Source organism: Mesorhizobium sp. WSM4871 (genome assembly GCF_055811295.1).
In genome coordinates this window covers 266,394-281,204 of sequence record NZ_JBVVPU010000001.1, presented here as the reverse complement: position 1 = coordinate 281,204, position 14,811 = coordinate 266,394, and the positions used below count along the sequence as shown (strand labels likewise).

Here is a 14,811-nt window from a genome sequence, read left to right as displayed (position 1 = left end):
ATTGCGCAGGCTTGGGCGACATGCATTCGTCGCAATTCGATCGTTGGCTTGGCAGTTCCACCGCGATGCCGGAGCCGCCGGTCAGCAGCGGCCGGCAAGCGCCTGGCCGAGCAGCAGAAGGTCGTCTTCCGCGATCGCATCGGCAACGACAAGCCGCCCTTAAACTTCTCCCACCACTGTCACGCTAAAACTGAAGCCGTGCAGGTGGCTCTATCGAGTGGGCCGATGTGGCCTACCGTGCCGTCGTTGAAACGTCACATGCGCTGACCCATATAGATGTTGCGTCGGATGTCTCCTCCCATTGCATCCGATGCGTTCCCCTCTGGAGGTTATAAACCTTCATGCTTGGCCGGACTTAACAGTCCGGCCTTTTTCTATTGGGGATCCGTGGCGACTGGCGACGCCCCACCGGTGCTGGGTGGCACTGCCTTCGTGCCATCGGCAGAGGTTGTGCTGAATTGGTAGGTCGCACGGCAAAGAAATCGATCCTGCCGCTGGAACATTAGCGACGCCTGAAAGTTCGGTGTCGCTGCAGATGCCGCTGTTTGGTGTCTGTTGAAGATAGGTGGGCAACTGATTGGCCCCGTCCCTAGCCCTCATGGGCGCGGGCTTGAGGCGAGCCATACCGTCGCGGCGATTCCGCCGGAGAAATAGTCGCTCCGCTCGAACAGGAGAAAATCATGAAACACCAGACACTTGATGAACTGCAGTCAATCGCGGTCGTCAGTCCATTGTCGCCAGCTCCGCTCACCACCAGAACAGAACGGATAGAACGTTGGGCGGAACTGCTTGAGCGCAATCCCTTGCGCTGTCTTGCGGCGCTCACTGGCACCGAGCATCTGCACCCGGCGGTTCGCGAAGAAGCCCGGGCGGCCGGATCCGCGATTACTGTTGCCTTCGACGATACGCTGTTGCGTGCCTCAGGCCTGAAGTCGGACTCCTACGGCGAGGCCAAGCGCTTCTTCGAACTCACCGATTGGCAATTGCACGAGGTCGTTTGCAGTTGCCATGCTGGCGCCACGATGCAAGCCGGATGGGCCGCCGGCCGGGTTCGCAGGATCGTCAACGGCAACAGGATTCTCGCCTGGTTGAGACGTCATTGGAGTCACTAAACGCAGGCTTCGCCCTCTGAAATGTCGATGCATCCTGGTTTGCTTGGCTGAATCGGCATTCAATGAAGCAATCCGGCCGCGTTTCTGACGGCATGTTTGAGCATGGAATTCAGCCATTGTTCGGTGGAAATTTCCGGCGGACGATCGGCAATTTCGCTGATGGCAAGTTCCAGCGTCATTTCCACCAGCCGGTCGGCCGCAGCCGCATCAGGAATGATGAGGCGGGCGGCCAGCCGGAGCTTCGGCAGCAGCGACATCACGTTCAACGGTTCGTCGCCTGGATCCGGCCCGCCGGTTTCGGGAAAGAGAGTCGCGATAATTTTCCTTCGGTCGGCGGACTTCATCAAATTGGCAACGTGGTCGAGCCGGGCTGGGATAACGTTGCGGTCATAGGCACTGAAGAAAACAAACGGGATGCCGCGTTCGGCAAGTCGGTCGGCAATCGGAAATACCGGCGTTCCGTTCAAATCGATGTCCAGCACCGCCGCGTCCGCGTGCTCGACCAAGGGCTGAGCCTGTGCGACGGTGCGAGCCGGACCGAGAACCACCGCTCCCAAGCCGGCGAAATAACGTGCGATGTCGTCGGCTACGACGAATTCATCCTCGACGATCAGGATCCTGGCGCCTGAAAGAAACTGCACCTTGCTCTCCTCGTCTTACGCTTGCGAGCCCACGTTTCGCCTGCAACGACAGGCTGGCCTGCGGAGATTCTCTGGAAGGTGCTCACGCAGTTCGCCGCAGCCTGGCAGACGAACAGCGCCGAAGCACATGCACCCTAAGCATTTGAAAATTCCCGCAATGAGTTAACGCGACGGGAGGCTTGAAGTTCCGCTTGTCGGTCCTGGCTTCGCGCAGAAGCCGAGCCGCCAAATACGGGAAACGTTGCCAATTTTTTGCGGGAGGCGCATTGTTGAATCCATGGACCTGACCGAACGCCATTTGCAGGACTTGAGGGTCCTTCAGGACGAACTTTTTGCCGAGGCCAAACTGCTGCGGACTGAATCCAAACGTACGGCAATCGAACTCGCCGAATCCGGCAATGATCTGCGCGCCATGATCGAGGCCGCACGTGGGAGGAACCGCACCGCTCGGCTCAGCCGCGATCTCGCCGAGATGCGACTGCTGCTGATGCAAAAGTCGGCCTGAGGTTTCAACATTTCAAGATTCTTGCCCGTGCCCGTGCATAGACATGGCGTGGCCCTAGGCCTTCGCTGCCTTATCTAACGGGGACGGTTCAGTCAGGAGGGCGGCATTCATGTCCAAGGAAGCAAAACTTCCCATTGTCGGTATCGGCGCATCGGCCGGTGGTATTCCGGCGATGGAGAGCCTGTTCAAGGGGCTTCCGGATTCGCCCGGCATGGCTTTCGTCGTCGTCACGCATCTTAGTCCCGAGCGTGAAAGTCTGCTGCACGATGTTCTGAGGCGGTACACGGCGATGCCGGTAACGATCGCGGAAAACGGAATGGCGGCGGAACCGGACAATGTCTACGTCATGCCGCAGAATGCCGTCCTGACGATTAAGAGCGGCAAGCTGCAGATCCGGCGCCCGTCGGCGGGGAGCCGTGAACGCAAGCCCATCGACGTCTTCTTCAGCTCGCTGGCCGAAGATCAGGGTGAGTATGGCGTCGGCATCATTCTGTCTGGCGGCGACGGTGACGGCACGCTCGGCGCGAAAATGCTCAAGCAACATGGCGGCTTCGTCCTGGCCCAGGCCAGCGACGGTTCGGGTCCTCGCAATCCCGACATGCCGCAGAGCGCGATCTCCAGCGGCATGGTCGACATCGCGGTTGCCGCTGACGAAATGGGCGAAAAGCTGATCGACTTCGCGCGCGGCTTCGACGTGCTCGACCGGTTGACGAACGGCGACGGCAAGGAGCCGTCCGAGGATATCGATCGCGCCCGCGAGGAAATCTACGGCATACTTCGTGCCCAGTCGGGCCATGATTTTTCCGGCTACAAGTCCAAGACTTTCGTTCGCCGGATCAAGCGGCGCATGCAGATCGGCCAGATGAAATCGCTGTCGGGCTATGTCGACCTGCTGCGGAACGATTCTCGCGAAGTCACTGCGCTGTTTCGCGATCTCCTTATCAACGTCACGAATTTCTTCCGCGACGCAGAGGCTTTCGAGCTGCTGGAGAAGAAGGTCATTCCGCAACTGTTCGTAGGCAAGACCGCGTCCGACACGGTCAGGGTCTGGGTGCCCGGTTGCGCCACCGGCGAAGAGGTTTATTCGCTGGGCATGCTGCTGCGCGAGCACATGGATATCTTGCCGGTAGTGCCCAAGATACAGATCTTCGCCACCGACATCGACGAGCCGGCGCTCACCGTCGCGCGCGCGGCGCGCTATCCCGTCAATCTGCTCGACAGCGTTTCGGCGGAAAGGCGGCAGCGATTCTTCACCAATGAAGGCCACAGCTTCGTGCTGACCAGCGAGGTTCGCGACCTCTGCATCTTCTCGCCCCACAGTGTGATCAAGGATCCGCCCTTCTCGCGCATGGACTTGGTCTCGTGCCGCAATCTTCTCATTTATTTCGGGCCGGACATCCAGAACCGGGTCATTCCGATTTTCCACTATGCGCTGAAGCCTTCCGGATATCTTTTCCTGGGCACTTCCGAGAGCATCGGCCAGCATGGCGATCTATTTGCCGCCGTGGACAAGAAGCAGCGCATTTTCAAGGCGCGCGAGGATGTTTCCCCGCAATCGCGTCTACCGCTGCTGATTGGCGAAGGTGGCCGGGCGATCCCTTTCCCTTCCGAAGGACGGCAAGGAAAAATTGGCGGAGGTGCGGGCTACGCGCTTCGCCAGACCGTGGAATCCCAGGTTCTCGAGCGCCACGCGCCGCCGCATGTCGTCGTCAATGCCGAGGGCGACGTCGTCTACTATTCGGCTCGGACCGGCAAGTATCTTGAGCCGCCGCAGGGAGCGCCCAACCGCAATTTGCTGAATATGGCGCGGCACGGACTTAGGCTCGACCTGCGGGCGGCGCTGCGCGAAGCCGTGACGACGCGTCAGATCGTCCTGCGCGAGAACATCGTCGTGGACGCCGAGGACGATCGCGTGCAACTCGTGAGCGTAACCGTCGAACCGCTGCCCGAGCGCGGCACGGGCGAGCCGTTCTATCTCGTCCTGTTCCAATCGGCTGGGCCCGCCCGCGACAAGTCCGAGACCGAGCGCGAGAGCGGCAATCCCGATGACATGGCTCATCTCGAGCGGGATCTGCGGGAAACCCGCGAGCGGCTGCAATCCACCATCGAGGAATATGAGACGGCATTGGAGGAAGTGAAATCCTCCAATGAGGAACTGGTCTCGGTGAACGAGGAAGCGCAATCCACCAACGAGGAACTCGAGGCTTCGAAGGAGGAGATGCAGTCCCTCAACGAGGAGCTGAACACGATCAACGCCGAACTGTCCGGCAAGATCGAGGAACTCGACCATGCCAACAGCGACCTGAAGAACCTGTTCGAGAGCGCCGACATCGCAACGGTCTTCCTGGATCGCGATCTGGTGATCCGCAGCTTCACGCCCGCAGCTTCATCCTTCTTCAATCTGCGTGCTTCCGATGTCGGACGGCCCCTCACCGAGCTCTCGAGCCAGCTCGATTATCCGCAGATGCGCGGCCACATCGAGCAAGTGTTCGAGACGGGCGATCCTGTCATCCACCACCTGGCTCGCGATGCGCGGGGCCAATATCACATGGTGCGGCTCATTCCCTACCGCGACAAGGGTACCCGCATCCAGGGGGTCGTGGTGACGCTGGTCGACGTCACACCGCTCGCCGAGGCCGAGGCGCATCAGAAGGTTCTGATCTCGGAACTCAATCACCGCGTGAAGAACATGTTGGCAGTGGTGACCAGCATCACCAACCGCACGGTCGAAACAGCTTCGACCAAGGAGGAATTCGCGACCGCACTGCTTGGCCGGCTCCACGCCATGTCGCGCGCTTATGGCGTGCTCTCGCGGGAGAACTGGACGGAGGTGTCAATCGAGGAATTGATCGGCCAGGAAGCCGCGCCTTTCGGCCCACAGCGCTTCTCGCTGGACGGCCCCGCGGTGAAGCTCAAGCCGCAACAGGCCCTGTCGCTCAGCATGGTGATGCACGAACTCGCGACCAATGCGGCGAAATATGGCGCGCTGAGCAAGGAAGATGGCCGGGTGGACGTCGAATGGTCAGTCCATGACGATGGCCTGCGCCTCCTATGGAGGGAAATCGACGGACCGCCCGTTGCCCAACCGAAGCATGGCGGCTTCGGCCTCTCGCTGGTGAAAGGAGAAATTGAATATCGTTTAAGCGGCACGGCTGAAACATTTTTCGAGCCAACGGGTTTGAAGGTGAGGATATCGTTCCCGCTCGACAAAAAGGCCTGACCTTGGCGACCGCTCTGCGCATTCTGATCGTCGAAGACGAATGGCTGATCGCCGAAGACCACGCGGCGCAGCTAAGAGGCGCAGGACATCGGATCGTCGGCCCCGTGGCCTCAGTGAGGGCCGCCATCGATCACGTCGAGCGGGAAGGACTCGATCTTGCACTGTTGGACATACAGCTGAATGGCGAGACAAGTTACGCGCTGGCTGACACGCTGCGCGAGAAGGCCATCCCCTTTGCCTTCGTTACCGGCTACAGTTCCAACATACCGGAACGGTTTGCCGACATAGAGGTGCTGCAAAAGCCGGTGAGCCAATGGGAGCTGACCTCTGCGGTCACGGCGCTCGCTGCGCCGGAGGGCAGGTGAATTGCACGGCAGTATAGTTAGCCGTCCGGCCTGTTGACGCGCGCGTTCGGGTCAGAGCCGGCGCCGACGGTCGGATCGGGCGCGACAGGACCGGTCTCCGATCCGTCGGATTCGATCTCCCCCACAGACGATCCCAACGCTTTTCCTGGCGACCTTTCGGCCGGCCAAATGGCATCCTGGTTTGGGGGGATCTGTCTTTCGGTGGAAGACACAAACGGACGTGTGTCTAAAATGACAGGCCTTGTCATACTGTTTCGGAAGCTCTTACCGAGCAACCGGCGCCTTAGCAGAGTGGTCGAGAGTTCAGACAAGAAACTCTGAAGGCGTTTACTGAAATTCATTGTCGTGACCTGCTGGTGCGGTTGAGAAAGACGCCGGCTCGACAACGGATTTTTCAGCATTTGGCTTCTCAATCTGCTGCATAGTCGCGAGCCGCAAACCGAACTCGGCTTAAGCCGCAATGTTCCAGTCTGTTTGGGACCTTCGTATGCCTGGGAGGCTGGTTGCGGAAAGGCATTTGCCTACCAGTCGGCCTTCGGAGAGAAAAGTGCTCCTAATTCCCGCAGCGGCCGGCTCCTCGCCACCGCAAGCTTCCGCGTTCCTGTGATCAGCTTTCCCTGAGCTTTCAGGAACATCCTTGGCTGGATTGCGTTTCCTTTTCGGATCTTATTTCAAACGAAGGAGAACACTGTCATGGATTGGAACCGCGTGGAAGGAAACTGGAAACAAATCAAAGGCAAGGTCAAGGAGCAGTGGGGCAAGCTCACCGATGACGATCTCGACCGGATAGCCGGCAAGCGCGACCAGCTCGAAGGTACGATACAGGAGCGTTACGGTATCGAGAAGGATCGTGTCCAACGTGATGTTGATGACTGGTACAGTCGCCAGGGCTGGTAGGATTTCTTCTCGGATACTGCACCCACCATGTTGTCCTGACAATGAAAGCCCGCCCAAGCCCCACTTGTGCGGGCTTTTCGGGTTTTGCGATACCTGCAAGAGCCTCTCTTCCATTGCCGCGGAAAGTTCCCTGCCGGCGTACGATCGGTTGGCCTTTTCAAATGACCCCAGTGCCTCAGAGCGTTGCCTATTACGTGGCTACGATCCGGCAGCTTTTTTGCGGGTATAATGACTGTAGGCGCAGATGAGCGGACGGGCCCTTGAGCAAGTACCAGCGGTACTCCCGTGGGCGGCTGGCATATCGATGGCTGTCGTCATTGTTTCGGCAGCCTGCGCTATCGGCGTCAGCCGCGGCAACAGCCTGCGAGAAACCATCATCCTGCAAGCGATCGGCGGCAATCCTGAACGGGCTGTCCCGGCGATGATCCGCAATGGTTGCGGTGGATGTCACGAAATTCCTGGTGTGCCTGGCGCCCATGGCACTGTCGGTCCCTCTCTGCAAGGCATTGCCAGCAGAGTGTATGTCGGAGGGATTGTGTCGCGAGCCAGCCCAGAGGCGATGATGCGTTGGATCAGCAGGGCGCGGGACGTCGATCCGCGGACGGCCATGCCCAATACAAATCTGTCGCCCCAGGAGGCGCGCGACATCACCGCCTATCTTTATGCCCGGACGTGACGCGTGTTGAACGCGTTCTCGGGCGAACGCGTCCTGCCAGCAGAAGCAGCAGGCCAAGCAGCAATCCGGCGCCACTCACTGCCAGTGCCTGGGCTACCAGAAGCATGACTGTTTGCCCTGTTGACGAGCCGGCCCGCATCTGGCGCACGTCGGCCGCCGTAGTGCTCAGGTCCGGATTCCCGAACCGCGCCGTCACATAGTTTGCAAGTGTCGCCACCTGGCCATCGTCCAGCCAGCCGCTGAAGGCCGCCATCGATTTGCGCCCCGCGACGTCACCGGCCTTGACGCCTTCAAGGATCGTCATGACGACATTATCGGGCGCCGCCGCGCCGAGGGCAGTGTTGCGGATGAGTGACGGGTAGGCTCCGTCAGGTGACCCGCCTCCATTCATCCCGTGGCATCCCGCACAGAGTGAACGGTAGAGATTATCGCCGTCTGTGCTCCCGCTGCCTTGGGCTATCCCTTTGGTTCCAGCATCGTCGGCGATCGCGGGCACATTGCCCCATGAGAAACGCGGTTGCCTCTCGTATCCCGGTTGGGCGGGCATATCCCTGAGATAGGCAACCATGGCGTGGATGTCTTCATCTGAAAGGTGTTGCAGGCTGTTCATGACGGTTTCCGCCATCGGACCGCCCGCATAGGCCTTTCCAGGGACGGCGCCGGTTTTGAGAAATCGAAATAGCTCCTCATCGCGCCAGCCGCCCACGCCTGCGATCCTGTCACTGGTGATGTTGAAGGCTCGCCACATGCCGGCGGTGCCACCGGCAAGCTTGCGATCTTCATCCATGCCCAGTGTCGCATTCCGCGGCGTGTGACAGGCACCGCAGTGACCGAGTACCTCGACAAGATAGGCCCCTCTGTTCCAAGCGGGGGTTCGGCTCGGGTCAGGCGCGAAACTGCCGGCGTGGAAATTCGCGAGTTTCCACAGTGCAAGTGTCCAACGCTGGTTGAACGGAAAAGACAGGATGTTTTGCGGCCGCGGCTGGGAGATCGGCGGCTGCGCCAGCAGATAGGCTCTGATCGCAAGCACGTCCTCGCGACTCATTTTGGCGAAGCTGTCATAGGGCATGGCGGGATAAAGATCGGCTCCGTCGCGTCTGATACCTTTCTGGACCGCTCGCACAAACTCGTCCGCGGAATAACGTCCGATGCCGGTGTCGGGATCGGGCGTGATGTTGGTTGAATAGACATCGCCGAACGGTGTCGGCACGCGATAGCCACCGGCGAACGGGCGGCTCGGATTGGACGTGTGACAGCCGATACAATCGGCGGCTCGGGTGAGATATTCACCGTTCTGGATTTCGTTCGCCAGCAGTTCCGTACAAAGCATCAACGATGCCAGGACGACAGCGGCCGCTCGCGAGATGACGGCCAGGACTGAAACTCTTGCGGCAAACCAAAGCCAACGCCGCCGACGGTGCATGGCCAGTCGCCGGCCTCTTGGCATCGTCACAGTTCGCACCCGCTGAAGATGAGCCCTGCGACTGCTTGCGCCAGCAAGATGAGCGTGAACAGCGCCCCGATGCCAACCGAAGTCCTGGCCAGGAACGCGCGTGTGCGCACGTTCAAGCGTGGGCTTGTACCATGCCTGAGGTCATGAAGGGCGCGCCACGACAGCAGCGCGCCTGCCAGGGCGGCAGCGGCGCCTATCAGCGAGAACAGGGCGGCGGGACGGAAGCCGGCGTGGCATTGCCAGAATGCGATCGAATAATCGAGCTGCAGCGTTATTGCCCACGCGGCTGGCCCGCTGACCAGACCTGCCCAGGAAACGCCGGTACGGATCGCCTGCATCTCACATCCTCGGAACCCAATAGATAACAAGATAGAGCACGACCCATGAGACGACGACGAAGTCCCAGTAGAAGGCGTTGTCCGAGACGTCGCTGAATCGGCGGCCGGCCTTGCCTCCTTGCGTGAACATGAGAACCGCAAGCACGATCGTGTCGCCGACATCGGTAAGAAGATGCGTTGTATGCAGCCCGAGCAAGAACCAGACGATCGATCCGTAAGCGTTCTGGTCCCAGGAAATGTGCAGCGCCGGAAATTCCCAGATGCGCACGATCAGCGGAAGAATTCCGATGATCGACATGAAAACCATGCCGACCCGAACTTTCACCAGGTCCCGACGCCGCGCCCAGAGTTCGATCAGATGGTTGGGCACGATGCTGGCAAGCAGAATGACCAATATCGCCGTGCCCGGCAAAAGATCCGGCGCCGGAGCTGCGATCGGCCAATGCGGGGCCAGCACGGCCAGATAGAAATAACTGCCGATCGCCAGGGCAAAACCTGTTGCCTCGAGTGCAATGAAGGCAAGTGTTCCCCACCACATCGGGCTCGCCGCTCCGAAGTCATATGTGGGCAGGTGGCTGACGTCGGCGACGGGGCGGTGCTTCATTCTTCGTCCTCCGGTTCGCCTTTTGGCCAGAACCAGCAGATAAAGCCGATCGAAACTGGTATCGCGCCCCAGACCACCGCCCATGGCGTGTATATCGAGCCGAGAAAAGCGCCGCCAACGGCAATGGCCGACAGCAACGGCCAAATCGAATTGTCAGCCGAAGGCACCCTTACTTGCGGCACCGCGTCGGCGACGGTGCCGGCGAGCACCTCGCGGGCATCGACACGCAGACCCTCGACGACGGGGAGCATGTCGGGCTCGGCCCAGAGCGGTTCGCGATGGGTTACCACCGGCAAACGAGGAAAATCGTAGGAAGGCGGTGGCGATGTCGTCGCCCACTCGAGCGTGCTCGCCCCCCACGGATTATCTCCGGCAATGCGGCCGTTGCGAAGGCTGAGCAGGATGTTCAAGAAGAAAAGCGCAAAACCGGCGAACACCACCAGCGACGAGAGGCTGATGAAGAGGTTCATCTCGCCCCAGCCGCTCGCCGGCGGATAGGTATAGACGCGGCGCGGCATGCCCTGCAGACCGAGAATGTGCATGGGGAAGAAGGTGAGATTGAATCCGAGGAAGACAAGCCAGAAATTCCAGCGGCCAAGCCTCTCCGACAGCATGCGTCCCGTGATCTTGGGAAACCAGTAATAGACGGCGCCGAGCAGGGGAAAGACGGCGCCGCCGACCAGCACATAATGGAAATGCGCAACCACGAAATAGGTATCGTGCACCTGCAGGTCGAGCGGCACCGATGCAACCATGACCCCGGTCAGGCCGCCGATCACAAAGGTGAATATGAAGCCGAGCACGAAAAGCATGGGCGTGGCGAAGATCGGCCGGCCACCCCAGATCGTCGCAATCCAGCAGAAGATCTGAATGCCGCTCGGAATGGCGATCATCATAGAGGAAGCGGTGAAGAAGCTCTCGCCAAGTTGCGGCAGCCCAGTGGCGAACATGTGGTGCACCCACAGTCCGAAAGAAAGAAAGCCGATCGCCATCAGCGACAGCACGATCCCGAGATAGCCGAAGACCGGGCGGCGGACGAAAGTCGGCAGGATTGCGGAGACGAAGCCGGTTGCCGGAATGAAGATGATGTAGACCTCGGGATGGCCGAAGAACCAGAACAGATGCTGCCACAGCAGCGCATCGCCCCCCGCATTGGGGTCGAAGAACTTCGTGCCGACCAGCCGGTCGAGGATCAGCATCGTGCTCGACACCATCACTGCGGGCATGGCGAACAGGATGACGAATGCCGTGACGAGGACCGACCAGACGTAGAGGGGAATGCGGTCGAGCGACATGCCCGGTGCGCGTTGCTTGAACACCGTCGCGATGATCTCGACCGCCACCGCGAGTGCGGACACCTCGGTGTAGGTCACCATCTGTGCCCAGAAGTCGGGGCGCTTGCCGATGCCATATTCAGGTCCGGCGAGCGGCACATAGGAAAACCAGCCGGCATCGGCACCGGTTTCGAAAGCGAAGGCGATCCAGATCATCAGCCCGCCGGAGAGATAGACCCAGTAGCTGAAGGCATTGAGCCGCGGAAAGGCAACGTTGCGGGTACCGATCATCAGCGGCACAAGATAAATGGCGAATGCTTCCATCACTGGCACTGCGAACAGGAACATCATCGTCGTGCCGTGCATGGTGAACAGCTGATTGTAGAGATCGGGACCTATGTGATCTGCCTCAGGCTGGGCCAACTGGAAACGCATGGCGAGCGCCGAAAAACCCGCAAGGATGAGGAACAGGAAAGCCGTGACGATATAGCGCCGCCCGATCAGCTTGTGATCGACCGTGACCAACCAGCCGTAAAGTCCTGTCGGCGTTCGCCAGGCATGCGCCAGAAAGGCCCGCAGCCTCACATCCTCGAGGCCGGTGTCCCGCACACCTTTCAGGGCCTCCTGTTCATCCTCGGCCGATTTTCCCGCAACGCCACTCATTCGAGGCTTCCGAGATAGGTGACGACCGCGTTGAGATCGTCCGCGCTGAGGGCAATACGCGGCATCTTGGCGCCGGGCTTCATCGACTGTGGATCAGCAATCCAGGCGGCAAGCGCGCCGGGGGTCATGGCGAGCGTATCCGCGGCCAGTGCGCGTCGGCTTGCGAGATGGGTAAGATCGGGTCCAACCGTTCCGCTGGCAGGCGTGCCTCTTATCGTGTGGCAGAGCGCACAACCGGTGGAAAGAAACGCCTGTTGGCCGCGGCGTTCTTCCTCGCCGGCAGGCGTGGATGCGTCGGCATCTTGCCTGGATTGCCATGCGTCGAAGGCTTCGCGGCTTTCCGCGATGACGGTAATGGCCATATGGGCGTGCTGATAGCCGCAGAACTCGGCGCACTGGCCACGATAGATGCCGGCCTTGTCGGCAATGAGCGTGAGCCCGCTTGGCCGGCCTGGGATGAGATCCCGTTTGCCGGCAAGGCCGGGCACCCAGAAGCTGTGAATGACATCGAGCGAATCGAGTTCGACCTTGACCGGTTCGCCAACCGGGACATGGATTTCGTTTGCCGTGACGATCGATTGCGACGGATCGTCTTTGGGATAACGCACCTCCCACCACCATTGATGCCCTGTGATCCGGACGGTGAGGGTTTCCGTTCCGCTCAGCGAAGCAATGGACTTGCCCGCGAAGAAGCTCGCCGTCGTCAAGATGACGAGCACCAGAACGGTCAACGCCACAGCGCTGCCGACAGCGCGGACCAATCGGCGTTCCTGGCGGGAATCGGTATCGAGCGGTGAGCGTGTCGTGTCGACCAGGCGGCGGCGCAAAAGCGCTGCCGCCAAGACCAGCATGACAAGCAGCCATGTGATCGCCGCAACCCCGCTGAAGGACCAGATCAGATCGAATATCTGTCGGGCATTCGGGCCATGCGGATGGAGCGCGGATTGCCAGTCGCTGCATCCTGCCAGAACCAGCGTTAACGCCGTGCCGATCCAACTCGAGACCTGTTTTGGATAGGCGGCCTTTGCTGGAATGCTGCCAGTTGGACGATTGCCGGACGGGATTTGTGTTGGACAGGCGAAGACAGGCGACAGCGGCGGGCGTGTCCGCTTGCGAAAGCGGGCCAACGGACTCATGCACCTTGCCATGAAGGCTCCACCATCGTTGCCAAAGCCATAACGCGGCCGGTTGCAAAAGGATGCCTGGCACACGCGCGCCTAATCGCGGCTCTAGAGGATGGACAAGGACGACGTTTGTCGCCGCCCGCTTGTACGAATCCAGCAAGCGGCCAGGAGCAATGCGGCTCCGCCATAGATCAGACCGGCGGGGATCCACATCATCAGGCCTGCAAGTTGCTGGTCCTCAATAGGGCTGAGACCCCACAATTTCGAGCCGATGGCATTTTCCGGGTACCACAGCCTGGGCGAGACGACGAGCAACGCCCCAAGCAGGCCGGTATGAAGCGAGGTGAAGAAAAGATGCGCGACCGCACCGCCACCGTCTTGCTCGCGGCCAGGGCGAGGCAGCAGCACCCACCAGAACAACAGCGCGGTGCCGAGGAAACTCGCGTGCTGGGCATAGTGCAGGAAGCCCTGATGAAGGGCAGCGTCGAACAGCACAGGGACATGCCAAATCCATATCGCGGCTCCGTGCAGGATGGTCGCGACCACAGGGCGGCTGGTGAACGCCCAGACTACCCGAAGTGCGTTTGCATGTCCGGCCGCTCCGAACGTCTGGCGCAGTTGCGCCGGCAGTGCCCACATCATCGCTGCCATCGGGCGGGAAGCAACCAGCAGAGGCGCTGCGAGCGTCATCAGCAATTCGTGCTCGATCATGTGAGCCGCAAACACATGTTCGCCCAACGCATGGATCGGGCTTACAAGCGCCAACGCCAATGCGGCCCAGCCGGCAGCGAACAGCAAGGCCTGACGCGATCGCAAGGAACGTCCGCGTCCGCTTCGTCGCCACAGCCGGCTGGCGCCCGCGATGTAAAGCAACAGGAGTGCCGCCAGCGGCAATGTGATCGGAAGCGCGAGCGTCCAACCGGCTTGCGGAGCGCCGTTGCCATAGCATATGGAGGTCGAGAAGAGCGCGTCGAAGCTCATGGCGCGCGCCCATCACCAGGAAGAGCACCAGGGCCAGACCTCCGGCTCATCTGGAAAGATCGAGGATCGCCTGCGCGAAAGCCTGTGGAGCCTCTCGCGGAACGAAGTGTCCCACTTCAGGGAGAAGGCGGCGTTCATAGCCTGCGGTAAAGTACTTTTCCTTGCCTTCGGATGTGATCGGCAGATTGTCGCCGTCATCGGCGCCCTGGAGCATGAGTGTCGGAACGGCAATGCTGGGAGATTCGGCCAAGCGCCGCTCGACATCTTCATGTTCCGGTGCGCCCTTGGCGTCGTGCCAGCGCTGGCGATAGGCGTGGAGACTGATCTCGGCCCAGTCGGGATTGTCGAGCGAGGCTGCCATGGCATCGAATTCGACGTCCCGTTCCGGCCATCGCGGCGACCAGCTTTCCCAGAGACATTTGCAGAGCCGTCTGCGGTCTTCGCGATATGCCTTTTCTCCTTGCGCGGTGGAAACATACCACTCGTACCAATATGATTTTGCAAGATCATAGGGCATCTCGGTTGGCGACATGGCGGTGGCATAGCCTGCTGAGGCGGCGACAAGACTCGCCACTCTTTTCGGGTACAGGGCCGCGACGCCGTAGCCCGCACGCGCGCCCCAGCCATAGCCGGCGAGCAGAACGTCGTCCAAATTCAGCACTTCCAGGAATTGCGACAGATCGAGCGTGAGGGCCGCGATGGCGCCGCTGCGCAGGACGGAACTCTGCAAAAATCGCGTCGGACCAGAGCCCGCGAAGATAGGGCGCGTAGACACGGAAATTCCGGTTCTCCAGCTTCCCAACCACTTTGTCCCAGCAGCTGATGTCATCCGGCCAGCCATGCACGAGCACAAGTGGTCTTCCATCGGTTGGTCCTGAGACCTCGTAGGCAATATCCAACTCATTCGTTCGACAACTGAGCAGCGATCCTCGTTGCGTGTTCGCCGACCTGCCGTGCG

At 60.5% G+C, this 14,811-nt stretch carries 14 protein-coding genes; 6 read left to right on the top strand and 8 right to left on the bottom strand.

What is annotated here, in order from left to right:
* Window positions 1–680 precede the first annotated feature (680 nt).
* Complete coding sequence (locus AC0L2H_RS01485) at window positions 681–1,112, top strand: hypothetical protein (protein ID WP_473588527.1); 432 nt, start codon at window positions 681–683, stop codon at window positions 1,110–1,112.
* A gap of 59 nt (window positions 1,113–1,171) precedes the next feature.
* On the opposite strand, the gene AC0L2H_RS01480 is transcribed toward AC0L2H_RS01485, so the two are convergent.
* Complete coding sequence (locus AC0L2H_RS01480) at window positions 1,172–1,753, bottom strand: response regulator (protein WP_473588526.1); 582 nt, start codon at window positions 1,751–1,753, stop codon at window positions 1,172–1,174.
* 277 nt (window positions 1,754–2,030) lie between these two features.
* On the opposite strand from AC0L2H_RS01480, the gene AC0L2H_RS01475 reads away from it, so the two are divergent.
* The 5 genes from AC0L2H_RS01475 (at window position 2,031) to AC0L2H_RS01455 (ending at window position 7,416) form a co-directional block, all read left to right on the top strand.
* Window positions 2,031–2,258 (top strand): hypothetical protein, encoded by a 228-nt coding sequence (locus AC0L2H_RS01475; protein ID WP_473588525.1) that lies wholly within the window; start codon window positions 2,031–2,033, stop codon window positions 2,256–2,258.
* Between the two features lie 109 nt (window positions 2,259–2,367).
* Window positions 2,368–5,478: a CheR family methyltransferase gene (locus AC0L2H_RS01470; RefSeq protein WP_473588524.1), complete on the top strand. Its 3,111-nt coding sequence runs from the start codon at window positions 2,368–2,370 to the stop codon at window positions 5,476–5,478.
* Between the two features lie 2 nt (window positions 5,479–5,480).
* Window positions 5,481–5,843 carry a response regulator gene (locus tag AC0L2H_RS01465; RefSeq protein WP_473588523.1) on the top strand — a complete coding sequence of 121 codons (363 nt, stop codon included), beginning with the start codon at window positions 5,481–5,483 and terminating at the stop codon, window positions 5,841–5,843.
* Window positions 5,844–6,536: 693 nt separating this feature from the next.
* Entirely contained in the window at window positions 6,537–6,740 is a 204-nt protein-coding gene (locus AC0L2H_RS01460; protein ID WP_473588522.1) for a CsbD family protein, read from the top strand.
* Between the two features lie 304 nt (window positions 6,741–7,044).
* Complete coding sequence (locus AC0L2H_RS01455) at window positions 7,045–7,416, top strand: c-type cytochrome (protein WP_473588521.1); 372 nt, start codon at window positions 7,045–7,047, stop codon at window positions 7,414–7,416.
* On the opposite strand, the gene AC0L2H_RS01450 is transcribed toward AC0L2H_RS01455, so the two are convergent.
* The 7 genes from AC0L2H_RS01450 to AC0L2H_RS01420 form a co-directional block, all read right to left on the bottom strand.
* A complete protein-coding gene (locus AC0L2H_RS01450; RefSeq protein WP_473588520.1) occupies window positions 7,388–8,746 on the bottom strand; it encodes a c-type cytochrome in 1,359 nt (452 codons plus the stop codon). The genes AC0L2H_RS01455 and AC0L2H_RS01450 overlap by 29 nt on opposite strands.
* A 119-nt stretch (window positions 8,747–8,865) precedes the next feature.
* The gene (locus tag AC0L2H_RS01445) at window positions 8,866–9,207 is read right to left on the bottom strand and encodes a hypothetical protein (protein WP_473588519.1); all 342 of its coding nucleotides are present in this window, start codon (window positions 9,205–9,207) and stop codon (window positions 8,866–8,868) included.
* Between the two features lies 1 nt (window position 9,208).
* The gene (locus AC0L2H_RS01440) at window positions 9,209–9,811 is read right to left on the bottom strand and encodes a cytochrome c oxidase subunit 3 (RefSeq protein ID WP_473588518.1); all 603 of its coding nucleotides are present in this window, start codon (window positions 9,809–9,811) and stop codon (window positions 9,209–9,211) included.
* Window positions 9,808–11,748: a cytochrome c oxidase subunit I gene (ctaD, locus tag AC0L2H_RS01435; RefSeq protein WP_473588517.1), complete on the bottom strand. Its 1,941-nt coding sequence runs from the start codon at window positions 11,746–11,748 to the stop codon at window positions 9,808–9,810. The genes AC0L2H_RS01440 and ctaD overlap by 4 nt, the downstream gene beginning before the upstream one ends.
* Window positions 11,745–12,884, bottom strand: a complete 1,140-nt coding sequence (gene coxB, locus AC0L2H_RS01430) for a cytochrome c oxidase subunit II (protein WP_473588516.1) — start codon at window positions 12,882–12,884, stop codon at window positions 11,745–11,747. The genes ctaD and coxB overlap by 4 nt, the downstream gene beginning before the upstream one ends.
* A gap of 93 nt (window positions 12,885–12,977) precedes the next feature.
* Window positions 12,978–13,853, bottom strand: a complete 876-nt coding sequence (locus AC0L2H_RS01425) for a cytochrome c oxidase assembly protein (protein WP_473588515.1) — start codon at window positions 13,851–13,853, stop codon at window positions 12,978–12,980.
* A 46-nt stretch (window positions 13,854–13,899) separates the two neighbouring features.
* Window positions 13,900–14,718 (bottom strand): alpha/beta fold hydrolase, encoded by an 819-nt coding sequence (locus AC0L2H_RS01420; protein WP_473588514.1) that lies wholly within the window; start codon window positions 14,716–14,718, stop codon window positions 13,900–13,902.
* Between the last annotated feature and the right edge of the window lie 93 nt (window positions 14,719–14,811).

Excerpts from the sequence above, each read along its gene's own strand:
- AC0L2H_RS01485 (WP_473588527.1), top strand. The coding sequence starts at position 681 with ATGAAACACCAGACACTTGATGAACTGCAGTCAATCGCGGTCGTCAGT.
- AC0L2H_RS01475 (WP_473588525.1), top strand. The coding sequence starts at position 2,031 with ATGGACCTGACCGAACGCCATTTGCAGGACTTGAGGGTCCTTCAGGAC.
- AC0L2H_RS01470 (WP_473588524.1), top strand. The coding sequence starts at position 2,368 with ATGTCCAAGGAAGCAAAACTTCCCATTGTCGGTATCGGCGCATCGGCC.
- AC0L2H_RS01460 (WP_473588522.1), top strand. The coding sequence starts at position 6,537 with ATGGATTGGAACCGCGTGGAAGGAAACTGGAAACAAATCAAAGGCAAG.
- AC0L2H_RS01455 (WP_473588521.1), top strand. The coding sequence starts at position 7,045 with ATGGCTGTCGTCATTGTTTCGGCAGCCTGCGCTATCGGCGTCAGCCGC.
- AC0L2H_RS01450 (WP_473588520.1), bottom strand. The coding sequence starts at position 8,746 with ATGCTTTGTACGGAACTGCTGGCGAACGAAATCCAGAACGGTGAATAT.
- AC0L2H_RS01445 (WP_473588519.1), bottom strand. The coding sequence starts at position 9,207 with ATGCAGGCGATCCGTACCGGCGTTTCCTGGGCAGGTCTGGTCAGCGGG.
- AC0L2H_RS01440 (WP_473588518.1), bottom strand. The coding sequence starts at position 9,811 with ATGAAGCACCGCCCCGTCGCCGACGTCAGCCACCTGCCCACATATGAC.
- ctaD (WP_473588517.1), bottom strand. The coding sequence starts at position 11,748 with ATGAGTGGCGTTGCGGGAAAATCGGCCGAGGATGAACAGGAGGCCCTG.
- coxB (WP_473588516.1), bottom strand. The coding sequence starts at position 12,884 with ATGAGTCCGTTGGCCCGCTTTCGCAAGCGGACACGCCCGCCGCTGTCG.
- AC0L2H_RS01425 (WP_473588515.1), bottom strand. The coding sequence starts at position 13,853 with ATGAGCTTCGACGCGCTCTTCTCGACCTCCATATGCTATGGCAACGGC.
- AC0L2H_RS01420 (WP_473588514.1), bottom strand. The coding sequence starts at position 14,718 with ATGGAAGACCACTTGTGCTCGTGCATGGCTGGCCGGATGACATCAGCT.